We start from the raw sequence: 18,481 nt of genomic DNA, 5'->3' as shown, positions 1-18,481 counted from the left end.
TATACCTTTAAACCTAACCTTTAACCGCGCCAGACGTTAATCCACTGATCATTTGCTTCGAAGCAAATAGATAAGTGATCACCAACGGAAGAATTGAAATAGTGGTACCTAGCATGACTGCGCCCCAAGGTGTGTTTGGAATACCTTGTACACTTCGCAGTGCTTGAGTAATGACATAGTTGTCTGGTGAATTCAGTACCACCAGCGGCTGCATAAACATGTTCCAGAAGAAGACAAACTGAACAATGGCAAGGGTTGCCAATGCAGGCTTCATCAGTGGTAATACCACGCTCCAATACGTTCTAAATTCACCTGCGCCATCGAGCTTGGCCGCTTCAAGTAGCTCTTTCGGAATCGATGCAATCACGTGCTGGCGCATCAAGAAAATGCCAAACGGTGTTGCGGTGAAGGGCAGCCATACCGCTATGTGGTTATCGAGCAAGCCTAAGAACTTCACGATCATGAAGTACGGGATCAAGCTCAGCACTGGCGGAATCGCCATTGAACCAACCAACATCGCGAACAGCACGTTCTTACCTTTGAACTTGAATACCGCAAACGCATACCCACCCATGCTACAGAACAGCAGTGAAATGGTTGTGCCTAAGAAAGCAACGTAGATAGAGTTAAACATTGCCTGCCAAAACGGCATAATTTCAAGCAGTTGCGCGTAGTTGTACGCGAGGCTATCACCGATAGCTAAACTGATACCGGTGCCAAAAATCTCTGAACGGTCACGTGTAGACAGCAGAGCCGACCAGATAAACGGAAATACCGTCACGATGGCAGACACAATCAGTACGATTGCCAGCATCACCATCGCAATTTTGGTCAGAATATGGATGGTACGGTCACTTGGCATAAGCTTAAGCAAGCCCTTAGGATGCGACGATGATGTATTGATAGAAGTCGTCATTTTATTGTTCCCCTAAGCCTTTCTTACCAAAGAATAAGAATTGAATTGCGGTACACGTTGCGATTAATGCAAACAGTAACCATGAAATCGCCGATGCTGTGCCCATCTCTAGCCATTCCCAACCCACTTTGTAGAGGTACATAGAAATCGTTAGGCCTGATTGACCAGTACCACCGCTACCACGAGTCAGAACAAACGGTTCTTCGAACAGCTGTAGGTTACCGATGATAGTCATCGTGATTGCAAAGAAGATAAATGGACGAATCATTGGTAACGAAATATTCCAAAAACGACGGAATGCGTTTGCACCATCCATACGCGCGGCTTCAAGAATGTCTTTAGGAATGGTCATTAAGCCGGTGGTGTATAGCACGATGTTAAAACCGGTGTACTTCCAGAAAATCACAATCGCGATAGACGGTTTCACCATGGTTGCATCATCTAACCAGCGGATAGGTTGGTATTCATTCACCCACGCAAAAGCCCAGCCAAATAGCGAGCTGTCTGCCAGCGCCATTAATGTTTGGTTGATGATCCCTGAATTAGGTGAGTACATATTGAAAAAGATAAGGGACGCTGCCACCGTTGACGTGATAAACGGAAGGAAGTAGGCAGACGTTAACCAGTGACGCATACGGTCACCCATTGATACGAGGATGTAGGCGACTGGAATCGCAACTAAGTGCTGCGCCACACCCGATGTCACCGCTAGCCATAAGGTGTTTTTCAGTGAACGCCACAGCCACGGGTCGGTCAATGCAATGTGGTAGTTTTCAAACCCCACAAACTCCATTGCATCCATACCCTCAACTGGGTTCCACATTTGAAATGATAAGAAAACAGAAAACAGTAACGGGAAAATCCCAAAAACAGAAAAAATGATCAGAAACGGCAGAAGGAACCCGTACGGTGTAAGCGCTTTCAAACTCAGGCGAGAAAAAATGCTGTTACCTTGTGATGTATCCATGACGTTGCTCGCTGCTTGATTCATAGTAACGACCTCTTACACAAGGGGCGCGTTGCCACGCCCCCTACACTTAATAATTATTGCTTATAGATTACGAGTACGACGTTTAATTAGACGCTCAGCTTCTTTAAGCGCAGTTTTGATGTCTTTACCTTCATCCAACACTTCCATCAGTGCGTTTTCTAGGATGATAGAGCGAGCCACGTGGTCGCCTTTCGCTGGTGCCACTGGCTTGATGTTTTTCGCCACATCAGCAAATAGCAAGCGCGCTTTCTGGCCGCCTAGGAACTCCATCTCTTCTTCAAACAGAGCATCATCGTAAGTGGTGGTATTCGCTGGGAATGCAGCAATTGTTTCGAAGTGCTTAAGCTGAATATCACGCTTAGTTGTCATGTATTCAATCAGCTTCCACGCATCATCTTGGTTGTCAGACTGCGTTGGGATAGATAGGAAAGAGCCACCCCAGCTACCGTAGATGCCGTCAGGAAGATGAGAAACTGCCCACTTACCTTTGGTTTCTGGCGCAATCCAGTTATTTAGGTGGCCAAGTAGCCATGCACCTGAAAGCTGAGTTGCAAACGTGCCGTTACGGAAACCTTCGTACCATTCGTTAGACCACGCTAAGATTCGGCCATCTAAGCCTTTGTCGCGGATCTCTTTCGCCACTTCAAATGCGTGAACGAAACGTTCTGAAGTCACCACTGGGTTACCGTCTTTATCGAAGTACAACCCTTCACCTTCAGGTACCGTAGTAAAAATGATGGCCTGTGCAACGTCTGCTGCCGAAGCAATCAATTGAACGTTCTTCTCTTTTAGTTTTTCACCTGCGGCAATGTAAGAATCCCAATCTTTGATCGCTTCATCGATATCAATGCCGGCTTTTTCGAATACGTCAGTGCGGTAGTACATAACGCCTGGACCTAAGTCGACAGGAATGCCGTACATGTCGCCGTCTGCACCTTTACCTTGTGCCCAAGCGTATGGCGCGAAGCGCTCTTCATATTTATCGGCACCGTAGTTTTCAGACAGGTTGACTAGGCCACCAGACGCAACAAAAGGACCAATTTTCTCAACATCCACTACAATCACATCACCCGCACCAGAGCCGGTTGCCAAGTTCGTTGTCAACTTAGTGTGATGGTCACCATGGTTATTCATTAGGTAGTCGACTTTGATGCCCGTTTCCTTTTCAAAGTCAGGTAACAGCACTTTCAAACTGCTATCGAAATCAGGAAAGCCGTCGAAACGGATTTGATTGTCGGCAGCCGTTGCTGTTGCAGCAAGCCCTAATGCAACCGCGCTAGATAGCGCTAAGGTCTTAAATTTCATGTTTTATCCTTAATAATCATTTTTATAGGGTGTTGAGTAAGTCCTTGACCGAATTTCGCACCACAAGTGAAGGTGAGAGTTTGAAATTCACGTCACGTTTATTTTTATTGAGTTTTTGAATGGTGAGCTGCACCGCTTCTGTGCTCATCAGCTCAATTGGGAAATTAATTGTGGTTAAGCCTGGGGTGAGATAACGAGCGAATAGAATGTTGTCAAAGCCAATCAGTGAGATATCCTGCGGAACCGAAATCCCCTCACTTTTCAGCACTTCAAACGCTCCAAACGCCATATGATCGTTAGAAGCAAACACTGCAGTGAATTCACATTCACGCTTGAGTAGCTTCTTCATCGCACTCACACCGGTTTCTTCAGTGAAGCCCGCCTCTGAAACCAATGCTTCGTCGTACTCTAATCCCGCTTCTTCCAGAGCCCTTCGATACCCTTGCAAACGCCCCCGTGCATCTGACTTGTCGAGTGGTCCGGTTATACACGCGATTTTGGTATGCCCCATTTGCAGTAGATACTGAGTCGCGAGTTTGCCCCCAACTTCGTTATCAATATCAATGCAGCTTAACGCCATCTCTGGAATAAAGCGGTTCACCAAAACCACTGGCACCCCCTGCTCTTCCAAAGCAATTAAATAATCATCACTAAGGTGCTGAGTGTGAAGAATCAGTGCATCAACACGACGCCCTAACAAAAACTCCACCGACTCGCGCTGCCCCTGCTCCGTATTTGAGCCAGCTGTCACCACAGCGTGATACCCGAAGCGGCGCAGATTTTCTTCTATACAGTGCAAAATGCCCGAGAAGAAAGGTCCGCCTAATTCCGGAACGACAATGCCAACACTACCAGTACGGCTTGAAGCCAATGCCTGAGCAATTGAATTAGGACGATAACCTAACTCTTTGATTGCTTTTTCGACTTTAAGCTTTTTGTCGTGGCTCACACGGCTAGTACCATTTATTACTCTGGATACTGTCGCTTGAGACACACCTGCATGCTCTGATACGTGCTTAATTGTTGCCAAAGGAACCTCAATACATCTTCAACTTGAAACCGCTTACATGGTGAGTATTCCCAAATTTAGGCGCTGGTTGCGTGAGAATCGTCACAGTAAGGTCGGCCTTTATTTGGCAGATCAGCAAAGATTGAAAGCTGCGACAGTTTCATTTCATGCCATGAAACTGTTTCATGAAATTGATAAGCAACTGATGTCGCGAGTCAGAGGGTTGAAGTTCAAATAGCACTCAGTACGAGTGTGGCAAGAGAACATTACACAAGGAAGATTCGGTAAAAGTAATCTTTTTAAAATCATCACCTTCTGGCTGGACTACACTCATATAAGTAATACAACTAGTTGAGTATAGGGATATGACAAAACCAGTTTTATTAGTCGATGACGAAATCAACATTCTCAATTCATTTCGCCGAACATTGCGTAATCAAGTTGACATCGAACTGGCCAACAATGGGCAGGAAGCCCTAGAAAAAATACGCTCGAAGCAATACGCGGTGATCGTGTCTGACATGCAGATGCCGGAAATGAATGGCCTTGAATTGCTGCAAATGGTGAAAGAGATTTCTCCCGATACGGTGCGAATGATGTTTACCGGAAACGCCGACCAGAAAACCGCAGTGGATGCCGTGAACCTAGGCGACGTATTTCGCTTTATCAACAAACCGTGCTCTCCTCCTGAGCTCTTGGTCTACATTGAGTCCGCCATCCGACAATATGACTTAATCGTGGCCGAGAAAGTGCTGCTCAACAAAACGCTAAAAGGTGTGATTAACGTGTTGTCGGAAGTGATGTCACTCACCAGCCCCGAAATCAACGACCACAGCAATCGAATTCACCACCATATGCGCCAGTTAGCCAAAGCCATTGATTTAAAAAAACATTGGAGCTTTGAGCCTATGGTCCAACTGTCGCAACTGGGTTACATCATCTTCCCAGAAAGTAGCCTAAAAAACATGAGTGAAGGGAACGCTGAAACTGAAGAAGACCGTCAGCTATTTGATCAGCACCCCTGTTTAGCCTCCGATTTGTTGCGTCAGATACCTCGAATGGAAGGCGTTGCCAAAACGATTTTGTATCAGCAAAAGTGCTTTAACGGTGAAGGTATCCCCTATGACGAAGTTAAAGGGCAGGACATTCCGCTTGGCGCTAGGATGCTCAAAATCGTTTGTGACTACACCCGTTTGGAGCGCAGTGGATTCTCTAGTCTGGAAGCGACCAACACGTTGGAAGAGCAACGTGATTTCTACGACCCAACTCTGCTTGCTGCTTTCAAAAGTACGCTTGAACTAGAACAGCCTAAATTAATGGTTGAATTGGAAAGGCTTAATCCGAGCATGATCATTGAAGGCGAGATCCGAACAGCACGCGGACAGTTAGTGGCTAGACAAGGCCAGCAAGTAACCAGTGCGCTGATGAACATTATCCGTCACTGCTTAGAAAACCGAGCGATATCAGGCGAGGTCGAAGTATCACTCGTTGAGCCTGAAATAGAACAAGATAAAAATAATCAACCGAATCATTAACGTCAGTCAGCCTGCGATTAACCGTAGGCTCGCTTTATGTTTCAAGGAAGAAAGTGGCTATGTTTGAATTTTGGCGATTCCAAACTGTCGATGAGACACAATACACTCTGCTCCACGGTGAATTTACGATCTCGTTAGTGATCCTTTCCGTACTAGTATCCAGCATGGCGGCCTATTCCAGCCTGATTGTTATCGAGCGAATGTGGTACTCCAACACCCCAAAAACCGTCCAGCTGTGGCGTGTGTTCGGCAGTATTGTATTCGGTCTCGGGGTGTGGGCAATGCACTTTACAGGCATGCTGGCGTTTATGATCCCAATGCCAATGTCTTACGATTCCACACTCACAATCCTGTCATTGTTTCCACCGATCATCGGCGCTTTCTTTGCCTTCCAAATACTTTATAGACAACAGTTCACTTTGATCGACATGCTAGTTAGCGCTCTATGCCTAGCGTTAGGTATCGGCAGCATGCACTACATCGGCATGGAAGCGATGCAAATGGATGTGCTGATGGTTTACAGTTTTGGCTTGTTTTTACTGTCTATCGTCGTGGCCTTTATTTTTGCTTCTATAGCCATTTACTTGATAAAGCTGCAACACCAATACCATAACGACAACTTGTTCAGACGGATTCTGGTTGCAACCGTTATGGGAATATCAGTAGCGGGAATGCACTACACTGCAATGACCGCGGTGAGTTTCTACGCGAGTCATGAGATGGGCATGATGGGTGAGCACATGAGCAACACCCTATCGATTGCGTTAGTCGTCGCTTTCTTCGTTGTGATCATTTTCGCTGCTACCGTACTGTGTTCAATCGTCGATAGTCGTCTGCAGGCGGCAGAATCTACATTGGAGGCCAGCTTAAGCCGTGAGAAAGACATCGTAAACAACTTGGCAGATGGTCTTATCATCGTTGATAGCAATGGCATTATCGACAGCATTAATCTAACTGGGCTTAACATGTTCGGTTTTGAAGAATCTGAGACCAAGGGAAAAAACCTGGAAGATTTAATGCCCTCTTTCGATAAGCAATCTTTGAACAACAGTGCCCAATCGGAACACGAACACCGTAGCAATCTAACCATGGAAGGCATAAAACATAATGGGAACTCTTTCCCCATTGAAGTCAGCCTCTCTACCATGTCTCTCCAACATGACGGTAAAACACTGTTCAACTGCGTCGTTCGTGATATCTCAGCTCGCTTGGAGCTCGAACAACAACTTAGACAAGCTCAAAAACTTGAATCAATGGGGCAACTGGCGGCGGGTATCGCTCATGAAATCAACACGCCAACACAGTATGTGTCTGATAATACGGTGTTTCTTAAAGACGCGTTCCAGAGCTGCTTAACAGCTATTTCGGCAATCAAAACACTCAGCGAACAGTCAACCAAAGAGCCGAACGACAACTACCCCACTGAAGTCATTGGCATCATAGAGGAAAACGATCTAGATTTTGTTGCCGAGGAAATACCACTCGCACTTGACCAATCCCTAGAAGGCCTGCAACGCATCAGCAAGATTGTTCGTGCTATGAAGTCATTCTCACACTCTAGCAATCACGAAATGCAACAAGTGGATATTACAGAAGCCATTGAATCAACCGTGACAATTGCACGAAGCGAGTGGCGGTATGTGGCGAAAGTAGAAACAGATTTTGATTCGAGCCTACCTGCCATCCCATGTTATCGAGACGAGTTTAACCAAGTTATACTTAACTTCATTATTAACGCGGCTCACGCCATCGAAGAAAAATTCTCCGACAGTGATACATTAGGGTTGATTAAGGTCACCACATCCTCTGATAGCGAATACGCTATTATTACAATTGAAGACAACGGGACAGGGATCCCCGATAAAATCGTCAACCGTATCTTCGACCCTTTCTTTACCACCAAAGACGTTGGCAAAGGCACTGGTCAAGGTTTGAACCTCGCGTATTCATGCATTGTTGAACTTCACGGCGGCCTCATTCAAACCGACACAACACCGGGAGAAGGCACCACATTTACCATCAAATTGCCGCTCAATAACCAAAGTGCGCAGTCGGAGCAGGAGGTCGTCGATGAGAATCCTATTAGTTGATGACGAGCGCATGATCCTAAACGGGCTCAAGCGCGCATTGTTCGGGACTCGCTGGAAGATTCATACCGCAGAAAGCGGCACTGATGCACTTGCATTCTTGGAAGAGAACGATGTCGATTTGATTATCTCCGACATGCTGATGCCTGGAATGGACGGTGCCGAATTACTTGAAAAGGTCAGTAAGCTTTACCCTGGCATTATCCGCGCGTCACTGTCTGGTTATTCCGACCCAGAAATTACCATTAAAGGCGGGTTCTTCGCGCACCAGGCTTTCATGAAGCCTTGTGAGCCTGCGGTCATCAAAGAAGAAGTCAACCACATCGCGGATATCCTAGCCCTGTTTCCGGATCGAGTGATCCAAAATGCGATTGGTACCATTACCTCTTTGCCTATTACACCCAAACTGTTTTTTCAGGTTAAACGACTGCTCGAAGCCCCGAACTCTTCGATGCATGATGTAGCAAAGCTCATCAGCCAAGACCCGGCAATGTGTGCCAAAATCATTCATATATCCAACAATGCGATGTTTCGCGGTCGTAAAGAGATTAAAAGCATCACCGAAGCCATTACTCGCTTAGGCAGCCAAATCGTTACTAACATCATCGCCATGCTAGAAATTTACTCACTATCTTTAAATGAGCCGAGCAAACCACTCGAAGAAATTCAAGAGCACAGCTTGAGTGTTGCCTTACTCGCCTCCTCAATGGTAGAACCAGAGATTAAGGACACAACATTCTTAGTTGGTATTTTGCATCGTATCGGCGAATACGTTCGCATGAAGATCGCTCCAGACCTAATGAGCGCCTATTTAAATCCCAAAACTAAAGGGGACGATAAAACCCACCTAGAAACCTACTTATTCCAAACTAAATCGGCTCAACTTGGCGGGTACCTACTGCACTTTTGGGGATTCCCGTTACCCATCATCGAAAATGTGTTGCTTCACGACGATCCTGAAAAGCTCATACAACACTCCTTTGGACCGGGAGGTGCGGTGTATATCGCCAGTTGTATCGTCAATGGTAAGCCAATCGATGAAGGCTTCCTTAGCCACTTTGGCCTCGAAGAAAAAATTAAGAAGTGGGAAAATTCTCCCCACTCCAAGCACTGTTAAAAAGTAAGCATCTACCACGCATAGCATGGTAAACACCCACCACAATCAAACGAGCTTAAATGCTTGAGTAAGATCTGATTGTTTTTCAGCCATCCGTTCTAATTGCGCACCTTGCTTCGCCAAACGCTCTGCCCTAGCACGATTCTGTTCAGCCAGTGCATGAATTTGGCTGACATTTTTCGTCACTTCAGACGCGACCGATTGGTGCTGAGTCGTCGCGGATGCTATTTGATGACTGCGGTCCTCAACTTGATTCAACAAGGAATGTACATCGGATAAAGAGTGGCTTACTTGATCGGTCTGAGTCACACAGCCAGCCATATCACCCACACATTGAGTAATTTGGTTCACCGCCAATTTAGAGCGTTGTTGCAACTGCTCAATCTTGTTTTGAATCTCTTGAGTACTCGCGGTTGTTTTGGCCGCTAACACGCGAACTTCATCAGCAACCACCGAGAAACCGCGCCCTTGCTCACCAGCTCGTGCAGCCTCGATCGCTGCATTGAGAGCAAGTAAGTTTGTCTGTTCGGATATGCCAGAAATGACTTCTAATATCGACTCTATACTGGCGCTCTCTTTCTCCAACAGATGAATCGTCTCTGTCGACTCATTTAAACGGGCAGACAACAGGCCCAACATGTCAACGTTCTCCTGCATAAAGGATTGCCCACAGCTCGATCGTTCGACCGCTCCAGTCACAATCGACAAGGTTTCGTTTGCTGAGTTAGCAATTTCGCTTACCGAACATTCAATCTCTTCCATCGCTGTCGCGACCAAAATAGTCTGCGACGTTTGTTCGGTAATAGCATCACTTAGCGCGTCACTGGTGTTCTGATTCTCTAATGAAGCACTATTAAGCTCTTTCGCTGAGTGACGCATCTGCTTAATCATCAGCGAAAGGTGTTCAATCACTAAGTTAACCTTGCTCGCCACCATACCAAATTCATTTTTTGCGCTGTAATCCACCGTTGAAGACAGATCCTTATCGGCTACCTTGCTCAGCGCTTGCTGTAGCTGCTTGCTTGGCCTTCGAATAAGATTCGCAGTACTCACGCCAATACCCGCTGCAATGATGACAGATAACACAGATACAGAAATGAGCGCCACACGAGTTTGCGCAGACAAGCTTGATGACTCCGTATACAGTTTATTGGACGTCTCTGCCGCATAGTTTGACAATGCATCAATATGACCGAGCTGCTTGTCGATCGCCTGCTCTAACTCTTGCCTCTGTAACCCAAGAGATTCATAAAGTGATACTGAAGCAATATGCAAAGCGACCGCTCCTGTGTCTGTAAAAGCGTGTTTCTCCAGCAAAGATAATGCGTGTTCGCTGTTTTGGTGTGTTTTGCCCGCTTCCTTTTTCAGCCTATTGATAGCCTCAGAAAAACGTTCTTTTCTGGTGTTAAATCGGCGCTCTGCTGAGCGGAGTTCGATCATATCTTGCTGGGTGAAAGCTTCGTTAACTTCGCCAACTAACAAAGCGACTTGCGACAACGCATGCTCAACCGCCTCTCGCTCCTCATTGCTTTCTGCTCGAGCAATACCCGACACTAGGTTGCTGTTAAGCTGGGCGGCTAGTGACTGAAATTGAGTCTGCTGATACAAATCCAGATCTTTGGCATCGAGGTAGTCAACATACTGTGCCAAAACACGTTCAATCCTGACCAGTACGTCTTGCCCCTCATTAAGTAAGTCTGGCAGTTGCTGCTTTACATTCTCGTCGCGGCTGGCAACACTTTCAAACCACGTTAACTGCTGCTTGTAGCGCGTGATATTTTGTTCAATATTTGTTTGTAGCGGCTCGAGTTCATCGATATACATCGCGGATAAATATGGCGTTAAGCTACGGTTGATGTTCAAAAAGTCGATCGTGAGACCCGCTGTTTTCATCATTAGAGGCGTCGACTCTTGTGTCATGGACTCCATGCGGTCAGTAAGATTTTGGCTGCTTTGTAAGGAGAACCACGCTGACCCCAACATGATTGAAATCAACACAAAGAAACCGAGATAGACTCTGGAGACTAACGAAGTAAGCAGCATACGCATACCTCTCTGTCATTCTGAATGGTAAAAAAATGGGCACTAGCTGTGCCCAAAACTGTTTCTATAAGCCTTGCGGCTTTGGAGTTAATACTGGTAGGTAAATGTGGCCCCAAAAATCTGCCTTTAGGGGCCAAATATGGACAGTTAATTAAACTATTGGGGTTGCTCGGCTTACCACCAAGCCTCGAACATTGCGCCCACAGTTACGGTATCCGCCGTTACTGTATCTGTGCTCGGTCCTTTCGTTTCTACATCGCCAACCGTGGTGTAGAAGCGCAACATTGGACGGCTCCACGGCAGACCACCCAGCGACACGTTTTGAGAAAGCGTGACTTTCCAACCATTTTTCTCGCTACCGTCGTCGAAATCTTCCATTGCGTAACCCGCTTCTAACCAAGTCGAGTGCACTTCATCCCATTGATATTGTGGACGAACGATACCCGCGTATTCGCTCTTCTCGTCAGTGTCCGTACCTGAGAAGTTTTTGTATGAGACTAAGTAATCAATGATGAATTGGTCGGTAGCACCGTAGCCACCTTCAAGACTTACATAAGTGACCTTGTAGTCATCACCTTGAAGCTCAAATACTGAGTTATCTGCGCCGTCACCGTACTTCATAACAAGCTTATTCGAATCGCCTAAGCCCATCACAGCACCAACTTGCCATGCTGTCTCATCGCTCACGTTCGGATCAGATGCCGAGTTCGCTTCATCTGAGGCAAAACCATAGTTTGCGTACAGGTCGAGGTTACCAATACCTAGGTCAATGCCATGCAGTTTAGAGGTAATCGCATAACGGCCAGAGTCGTTACCTAGAGCACCTTCAGCGCTGTCTACTGCGCCAACAAAGCCCATATCCAGTTTAGCGCCACCTAGGTTCAGGTTGTTGAAACCGGCACCCTGACCATCATGAGACATCCAGAAGTAATCATTCAAACCTTGTTGAGGACGTTGGTGGAAATCGCGACCAGCCCACATGTAAAGCTCAGGCTGGCTTTCAAAAATGTTGGTCACACCAGCGTACATTTTTTTCAGGTTAACCCCGCCTGAAGATCCCCACTGGTCGTTGTTCCAATCATCAACCATGAACACGATGTCCCACTTTGCACCGCTATCTGCTTGGAAGATCTTAGCGAACTGAACTTCACCACCATTCGCTTCGTTACCTAAGCGACCCAATGAACGCCCTGAACTACCAACTTCAACATAACGGTTATCACCCGAGGAGTAGTGAGCTCCGTAACGAGCATAACCCGAGAAGATGATACCTTCTGGCACAGGTGTATCTGGTGTTAACACCGCTTGCTGCTGGTCATTAACGTAATCAATTTCAACAATCTTAGATTCAAGTTCTTGAATACGTTGCTCTAGTTCAGAGATATCTGCGTCAGCGGCAAGTGCAGAGGCAGAAGCAAGCGAAGTAGCCACCGCTAAAGTTACTGGTAAAAACTTAAAGTTTTTCATGTTATTTCCCTATTTATTTTTTTAGGTTTGTTATCTAACGGAATAAATAGTAAGCAATGAAATAACTGAAAATATCGGGGTGCTTCACAACGACTCTTTCATCAGGTCACTGTGAAACCAATCGAATCATCGACTGGAAAAATAGTTTTTATTATTCAAATAGATATGATTACAAAATCATCGAGAATAAATTTGAAATCGGTTTCATTTCATGGAATTAGGCGCGATTTGTCACGAAATTTCATAGCAAAAAGGCGGGGCAAACAGAAAGAGATTTGAAACTTTTCATAACTTTGAAAGATTTCACAGCATAAGCGTTAAAAAGATAAAAAAAGAGCCCCGACGGAGGCTCTTTTTTAAAGCTCAGGCAGCAATTCTTCCAGTGGTTTGGGCTTGGAGAAGTAGTAGCCTTGGTAATACTCAACTTGGTTATCTTTAAGCCATTGGTATTCCTGCTCGGTTTCAACACCTTCTGCGATAAGGGTATAGCCAAGCTCCTGAGCAACCGTCACCATACTCTTCACTAACTGCTGATTAGGTGGGTTGGAGTGAATATCAGTAACAAAGACACGGTCAATTTTCACTTCATCAAGCGGGAGCTGACATAAGTAGGAAAGAGAAGAATACCCTACACCAAAGTCATCGAGTGACAGCCTAAAGCCCATCTCTTTAACGGCGAATAAGTTGGTTTCCATGTTCTCATACGATTCCGCCAGTTCGGTTTCGGTCATTTCCAAAATGATATCTTGCGGGTCGAGCTGATGTTGGGCACATAAATCATGGATAACTTGCGAGAAGTTTTCGGTTGAGAATTGCTGCGCTGATATATTCACCGCAACCTTGATCCCTCTGTCGGTTAAGGCTTTACAATTGCTCAAGTTGATATCAATCAGCTTAATACCGACTTCAAGCATCTTGTTACTTTTTTCTAGGTAACGAATAAAGAAATACGGAGAAATAGGCCCAGCTTTCGGCAGCGCGATGCGGACTAACGATTCTGCACTTACGCATTTATTGTCTTTGAATTTAGGCTGATAAACATAATGTATGTGCTGATAGATCTCGCCACTTTTTATTAGCTGATTCAGCTCTGTTTCAATCTCATATTCTTTAAGGATCTCATCGTCACACAGGCGATAAGCCGAAGCTTCTTGCCTATTCTTAAGCATGGCAACACGAGCATAGTTCAGTGATTCCTTAACGCTTAAGCCACTACCCTCATAAATACCCACCGCGACTTTCACTTTAATTGGATTATCGTTAAATAGATAAACCAATTCGCTCACTCGGTTGGAGAGCCTATCGTATATCGTAGGGCTTCGGTCACACGCCACCACGAACTCGTAGTCAGAAAATCGATACACTTGTTTATCTCTACTCGGCTGAGTTTTAGGTACTCCTTTAAGTAACTTCTTGGCGACAAATTTCGCCACTTCATCACACACCAAATGACCATACGAATGGCTTATTTCTCGGCTATTCTGAATATGGACAAACGCCAATGCTCTCCGATCATGAAGTTTTTGCGAATATTTTTGGTACAAGTAACTTCTATTTCGTAATCCTGTTTGAGCATCAATGTGCGCCCTTCTCCAGTACAAGACTGCCGCGGCTGCCGTCACGATAAGGAACAACACCAAAAAGATGAGAACTAGTGTGGAACCTCGCTCAACACGCTCTTTCTCTTTAATATTGTCCCGAAGTAGGGTCTGCCAATCGGGCACATAGATATATTTTGGGTTGATGTTTTCAGTCACCAAATCCAGTGCTTGGGAAAAGAACACTTCAAAGGCTTCTAGCTCTGGTGTTTTTCGAAAAGCAAAAGTAGCGGTTTCAATATTGTGGGTGGTGATTTCACCTGCCTTTTCAACAGGTAAAGCCGGGCTATCTCGCAGCAAAGAGTTTAGATAAACCTCATCGACTGCAATGTAGTCGACTTGCTCAGCCAGCAAAGCATCGGTCATTTCTTCCCAGCTACTGTAGAGCTGCAGTTCTTTCATTGGCAATAGGTTTGACAACAACTCATGGTTCACATCACCAATCACAACCCCAACTCTTTCGTGCACTAGTTCAGACACATTGGTATACGCACCTCGTTTATATTTCGCTCGGCGCATCAACTGAGATGGCGCAGTCAAAAACGGATGACTAAAGTGCATAAAGCTACGACGCTCTTCTGTAATCGAGACCGGTGCGATAACGTCATATTCTCCTTCTTTGAAGCCTTCAATCAGCTTCTCCCATGTATCCTCTTGAGTCGTTTGGTTCTCGCAACGTATTTGCAAAATCTCACAAGCAGCAAAAAACAACTCAACGGACAACCCTGTTTGCTGACCTCCTGTTTCAGGCCAATATCCGTAAGGGTAGTAATCCTCAATGCCAGCCCGTAATGGCTGCTCAACAGAAATACCACTACGTTTATAGGCATTCAGAATCGCTTCCTTTCTGAATTCAATGTAATCGGCGGTATCTTTTTCCACTAATTTCACATATTGCTCGCTCGCGATCACCTCACCCACAATCAACTTCATGAGTTCGACCATATCTTGATCAGACTTACGGGTAATATAAGAGGCCGGCCGTATAGGTAGATAGTTACCGGTATTGATCGACTCAAAGTTTTCCGATGCGAACAGCTTGGCCTGAGAAATATTCGATATCACTGCATCGATTTCACCACTATTAAGAAGATGAGTGGCCTCTTGAAGAGTTTGATAAGGAACTACTTCAACATCGATGTTTCGTAAGTAGCGTCCGTAAACACTGGCGAGATCCACCCCTACTTTAGTCACTGAGGCTGGGTCAATTGGCTCACCAGACGCTTGAGTGGGATAGGTAAAATACAGTTGTTCACTCATAACCGGCTCAGAGAACGCATATTCTCTCGCGCGCTGACGGGTATAAGTGATACCTGGCACGATATCAATTTGACCTGAGTCTAGGGCTTCAAAAACTTGGCTGTAATCAGTGAACTCTCGATAACGGAACTCAATGCCTAGCTCATCTCCCACTTTTTCCAAAATACCTGAATGAAGTGTGTTACCTGTTTCTATCGCTATATGCACTGGTCTATCTTCTGCGCTAACAGGCGACACTACCAAGCTGCTCATAGCCATAACAACTAGGCTCGTCACTGACACCCAGCGATTCGCAAAATATCTAATCATCTAACTTCCATACTACCCGCCAAAAGCTTAAGCGGTACTTGCTGCGTTTTTCTGTTTCATCAAACATGAGTAATTCATTAGTAAGCATAGTCGAATTTTAAAAACTCACAGATTTTCAATTGATTAGCATAGTATTGTGTTAACTCCCTCCGGTTTCTATAAACGAAAAAAATCCCCATGATTTTTATCATGGGGATTTCAGTTTGATTTACGTTATCGGAAACTAGCAATTAGCCGAAGTCGCCACTGATGTAATGCTGAGTTCTGTCATTCGCAGGGGCATGGAAAATTTGGTCAGTCGTGCCAAACTCTTCCAGTTTGCCTAAATACATAAACCCTGTGTAATCGGAGATTCGCATTGCTTGCTGCATGTTGTGGGTAACGATAACAATGGTGAATTTCTCACGCAACTCAGTAATTAACGTTTCGATTGCGGCCGTTGCAATTGGGTCTAGTGCAGATGTCGGTTCGTCCATCAATATCACTTCAGGCTCTAATGCGATAGTACGAGCAATACACAAACGTTGCTGTTGTCCACCAGACAACCCATTCGCATCGGCGTGTAGTTTATCTTTCACTTCTTCCCATAGGTGCGCACGCTTCAACGCTGACTCAATGCGTTGCTCGATATCTTTCTTCGACAACTCACCTTGGATTTTCAGCCCAAATGCCATGTTGTCGTAGATCGACATTGGAAATGGCGTTGGCTTTTGGAATACCATGCCTACTTTAGAACGCAGCTCATTGACATCGGTGTCTGAGAAAATACTTTCTCCATCGAGCAAGATCTCTCCTTCTGCGAACTGACTGCCGTATAAGTTGTAGATGCGATTCATGGTACGAAGCAACGTCGATTTACCGCACCCTGAAGGTCCAATCAGCGCCGTTACACGGTTTTTGTAAATTGGCATCGACACCTGTTTAAGCGCCGCTTCACCACCTTTTTGGTAGTAAAAGTTAAGCCCTTGAATGTCCATTCGTAGTTTCGGGTCTGCGACAACATCCTGTGTTGAAAGCGCATCATTTGCTAGTGTATTCATAGCTTGTCCATTTAAGTCGTTGATGACTGCCGTATTCATGCTTTTCTCGCTTTTAAAATCTGCGGCAACGCCGTCGCCAAAACGTTCACGAATAAAATAAAGGTGGTAATAATCAATGCACCAGCCCAAGCCAACTCTTGCCAAGAAGTGTATGGACTCATCGCAAACTGATAAATTGTCACAGGTAAGTTCGCCATTGGCTTACTCATGTCTGTTGTCATGAAACTGCTGTTAAGCGCTGTAAATAACAGCGGAGCAGTTTCTCCGGAAATACGTGCCATAGAGAGCAATATCGCGGTCACTATCCCAGGCGCGGCAGCGCGGTAACTGAGCTGAGTAATGACGCGCCATTTGGGTGCACCAACACCACTCCCCGCTTCTTTCAACGTAGAAGGAACTAGTCGCAGCATCTCTTCAGTTGAAGCCACAATAACTGGCAGAGCAAGTACAGATAGTGCAATCGCGCCGGCCCAACCCGAGTAACCACCAGTTGGCACAACAATGATCGCGTAAACGAACAAACCAACCAGAATCGACGGTGCACTCATCAGCATGCCGTTTAGGAATCGAAGTGATTCTGCAATCTTGTTGTCTTTGTCTGCTTCAGCCAGCCAAGTACCTGCCAAAATACCAATCGGCGATGCGATCAAAATCCCAAGCGCAGTGAGTTTAAAGCTGCCATAAATAGCGTTTTTCAGCCCCCCTTCACTACCTGGGCCTGGTGTCATTTCAGTAAAAATCGACCAGCTAAGGCCTTTCACCCCTTCGCCCACCAGCGTGTAAAGAATGCATGCTAGGACAAACACACCGAATCCCGCCGATAAGGTGCAAAAAGATAAAAACAGCTGATTTTTTAGTTTACGAAGTTTCATGACGACTTCCTTAGTAAACGACGAGCGAAGCCCATGACAAAGAAAGTGATAATAAACAGCACCACACCTAGTCCAATCAAAGACGCAATATGAATTGGGTCGGTAGCTTCGTTAAATTGCTGAGCAATGGTTGAAGAAATAGAGCTTGCAGGCATGAAGAACGAGGTTTCAATTCGGTTCGCACCGCCAATTACAAAAGCGACTGCCATGGTTTCTCCTAATGCTCGACCTAGCCCTAAAATGCCAGCACTCACTGTGGCGTTTTTCACTTTAGGTAGCAGTACTTTAGTAATGACCTCAAATGGAGTTGCCCCCGTACCATAAGCGGCTTCACGCAATACGTTCGGAACGGATTTCAGAGCGTCTCGCGTTAGTGACGTCATAATTGGTAAGATCATGAAAGATAAAATGATACCGGCCGTAAGTAGCCCAATGCCTATTGGTGGCCCATCAAACCAAGGGCCAATAACAGGGATGCCGACTAGGTTAGCACTCGCCCACATCTGAAAGCCTTCAGAGAACCAAGGTGAAAAAACAAACAGGCCCCACATGCCATAAATAATGCTTGGCACAGCCGCCAGTAACTCGATGGCTTTACTCACTGGAATACTGATCCATTTCGGTGTCAGTTCAGCCAGAAAAATGGCAGTACCCAATGCAATAGGTGTTGCAATAACAATAGCGATGAATGAAGTAACCAAGGTGCCATAAATGGCCGAGGCAGCTCCGAATTGCCCACCAATTGGATCCCAAACATTTTGGAACACAAATCCCGGGCCAAACTCTTTAAACGCAGGCCAACCGCCTTCGATAAGAGAAAAAACGATACCGATTAAAGTAACGAAAATAAGCAAGGCGCTGGTAAAGCTCAGCTTGTTAAAAACCGAGTCGCCATTCACCTTGTTTTGAATAGTTAGTGTTGTCATAAGCGT

13 protein-coding genes are annotated in these 18,481 nt (G+C 45.6%); 3 read left to right on the top strand and 10 right to left on the bottom strand.

All coding sequences use genetic code 11. The annotated features are described in order from the left end of the window. Nucleotides 1-13: 13 nt before the first annotated feature. Genes J4N42_RS15920 through J4N42_RS15905 form a run of 4 tightly spaced genes read right to left on the bottom strand, consistent with a single transcriptional unit; the run spans nt 14 to nt 4,242 of the window. The gene (locus tag J4N42_RS15920; protein WP_252034168.1) at nt 14-862 is read right to left on the bottom strand and encodes a carbohydrate ABC transporter permease; all 849 of its coding nucleotides are present in this window, start codon (nt 860-862) and stop codon (nt 14-16) included. A gap of 55 nt (nt 863-917) precedes the next feature. Beyond that, entirely contained in the window at nt 918-1,907 is a 990-nt protein-coding gene (locus J4N42_RS15915; RefSeq protein ID WP_252033339.1) for a carbohydrate ABC transporter permease, read from the bottom strand. Between the two features lie 60 nt (nt 1,908-1,967). Beyond that, nucleotides 1,968-3,212 (bottom strand): extracellular solute-binding protein, encoded by a 1,245-nt coding sequence (locus J4N42_RS15910; protein ID WP_252033337.1) that lies wholly within the window; start codon nt 3,210-3,212, stop codon nt 1,968-1,970. Between the two features lie 22 nt (nt 3,213-3,234). Then, on the bottom strand, nt 3,235-4,242 hold the full coding sequence (locus tag J4N42_RS15905) for a LacI family DNA-binding transcriptional regulator (protein ID WP_252033335.1): 1,008 nt from the start codon (nt 4,240-4,242) through the stop codon (nt 3,235-3,237). A gap of 344 nt (nt 4,243-4,586) precedes the next feature. On the opposite strand from J4N42_RS15905, the gene J4N42_RS15900 reads away from it, so the two are divergent. The 3 genes from J4N42_RS15900 to J4N42_RS15890 are packed head-to-tail and all read left to right on the top strand — an operon-like array spanning nt 4,587 to nt 8,960. Further along, nucleotides 4,587-5,756, top strand: coding sequence for an HD domain-containing phosphohydrolase (locus J4N42_RS15900; RefSeq protein WP_252033334.1), 1,170 nt, complete (start codon nt 4,587-4,589; stop codon nt 5,754-5,756). Between the two features lie 59 nt (nt 5,757-5,815). After that, the gene (locus J4N42_RS15895; protein ID WP_252033332.1) at nt 5,816-7,846 is read left to right on the top strand and encodes an MHYT domain-containing protein; all 2,031 of its coding nucleotides are present in this window, start codon (nt 5,816-5,818) and stop codon (nt 7,844-7,846) included. After that, nucleotides 7,827-8,960, top strand: coding sequence for an HDOD domain-containing protein (locus J4N42_RS15890; RefSeq protein WP_252033330.1), 1,134 nt, complete (start codon nt 7,827-7,829; stop codon nt 8,958-8,960). Before J4N42_RS15895 ends, J4N42_RS15890 begins: the two co-directional genes overlap by 20 nt. 45 nt (nt 8,961-9,005) lie before the next feature. Here J4N42_RS15890 and J4N42_RS15885 read toward each other — a convergent pair whose 3' ends face one another. The 6 genes from J4N42_RS15885 to pstC form a co-directional block, all read right to left on the bottom strand. After that, on the bottom strand, nt 9,006-11,003 hold the full coding sequence (locus tag J4N42_RS15885) for a methyl-accepting chemotaxis protein (RefSeq protein WP_252034166.1): 1,998 nt from the start codon (nt 11,001-11,003) through the stop codon (nt 9,006-9,008). A gap of 174 nt (nt 11,004-11,177) precedes the next feature. Beyond that, nucleotides 11,178-12,470, bottom strand: a complete 1,293-nt coding sequence (locus J4N42_RS15880; protein ID WP_252033327.1) for a carbohydrate porin — start codon at nt 12,468-12,470, stop codon at nt 11,178-11,180. 356 nt (nt 12,471-12,826) lie between these two features. Beyond that, nucleotides 12,827-15,637 (bottom strand): EAL domain-containing protein, encoded by a 2,811-nt coding sequence (locus J4N42_RS15875; protein ID WP_252033325.1) that lies wholly within the window; start codon nt 15,635-15,637, stop codon nt 12,827-12,829. Between the two features lie 230 nt (nt 15,638-15,867). Continuing rightward, nucleotides 15,868-16,716, bottom strand: coding sequence for a phosphate ABC transporter ATP-binding protein PstB (pstB, locus tag J4N42_RS15870; RefSeq protein WP_252033323.1), 849 nt, complete (start codon nt 16,714-16,716; stop codon nt 15,868-15,870). Further along, the gene (pstA, locus tag J4N42_RS15865; RefSeq protein ID WP_252033321.1) at nt 16,713-17,549 is read right to left on the bottom strand and encodes a phosphate ABC transporter permease PstA; all 837 of its coding nucleotides are present in this window, start codon (nt 17,547-17,549) and stop codon (nt 16,713-16,715) included. Before pstA ends, pstB begins: the two co-directional genes overlap by 4 nt. After that, the gene (pstC, locus tag J4N42_RS15860; RefSeq protein WP_252033319.1) at nt 17,546-18,475 is read right to left on the bottom strand and encodes a phosphate ABC transporter permease subunit PstC; all 930 of its coding nucleotides are present in this window, start codon (nt 18,473-18,475) and stop codon (nt 17,546-17,548) included. The genes pstA and pstC overlap by 4 nt, the downstream gene beginning before the upstream one ends. Between the last annotated feature and the right edge of the window lie 6 nt (nt 18,476-18,481).

This window comes from Vibrio sp. SCSIO 43135 (assembly GCF_023716665.1).
Classification (GTDB): Bacteria; Pseudomonadota; Gammaproteobacteria; order Enterobacterales; family Vibrionaceae; genus Vibrio; species Vibrio paucivorans.
The sequence above is the reverse complement of the archived record's forward strand: the minus strand, read 5'-3'. Positions and strand labels throughout refer to the sequence as shown.

Excerpts from the sequence above, each read along its gene's own strand:
- pstB (WP_252033323.1), bottom strand. The coding sequence starts at position 16,716 with ATGAATACGGCAGTCATCAACGACTTAAATGGACAAGCTATGAATACA.
- J4N42_RS15900 (WP_252033334.1), top strand. The coding sequence starts at position 4,587 with ATGACAAAACCAGTTTTATTAGTCGATGACGAAATCAACATTCTCAAT.
- J4N42_RS15895 (WP_252033332.1), top strand. The coding sequence starts at position 5,816 with ATGTTTGAATTTTGGCGATTCCAAACTGTCGATGAGACACAATACACT.
- J4N42_RS15910 (WP_252033337.1), bottom strand. The coding sequence starts at position 3,212 with ATGAAATTTAAGACCTTAGCGCTATCTAGCGCGGTTGCATTAGGGCTT.
- J4N42_RS15885 (WP_252034166.1), bottom strand. The coding sequence starts at position 11,003 with ATGCTGCTTACTTCGTTAGTCTCCAGAGTCTATCTCGGTTTCTTTGTG.
- pstC (WP_252033319.1), bottom strand. The coding sequence starts at position 18,475 with ATGACAACACTAACTATTCAAAACAAGGTGAATGGCGACTCGGTTTTT.
- J4N42_RS15890 (WP_252033330.1), top strand. The coding sequence starts at position 7,827 with ATGAGAATCCTATTAGTTGATGACGAGCGCATGATCCTAAACGGGCTC.
- J4N42_RS15880 (WP_252033327.1), bottom strand. The coding sequence starts at position 12,470 with ATGAAAAACTTTAAGTTTTTACCAGTAACTTTAGCGGTGGCTACTTCG.
- pstA (WP_252033321.1), bottom strand. The coding sequence starts at position 17,549 with ATGAAACTTCGTAAACTAAAAAATCAGCTGTTTTTATCTTTTTGCACC.
- J4N42_RS15915 (WP_252033339.1), bottom strand. The coding sequence starts at position 1,907 with ATGAATCAAGCAGCGAGCAACGTCATGGATACATCACAAGGTAACAGC.
- J4N42_RS15875 (WP_252033325.1), bottom strand. The coding sequence starts at position 15,637 with ATGATTAGATATTTTGCGAATCGCTGGGTGTCAGTGACGAGCCTAGTT.
- J4N42_RS15920 (WP_252034168.1), bottom strand. The coding sequence starts at position 862 with ATGCCAAGTGACCGTACCATCCATATTCTGACCAAAATTGCGATGGTG.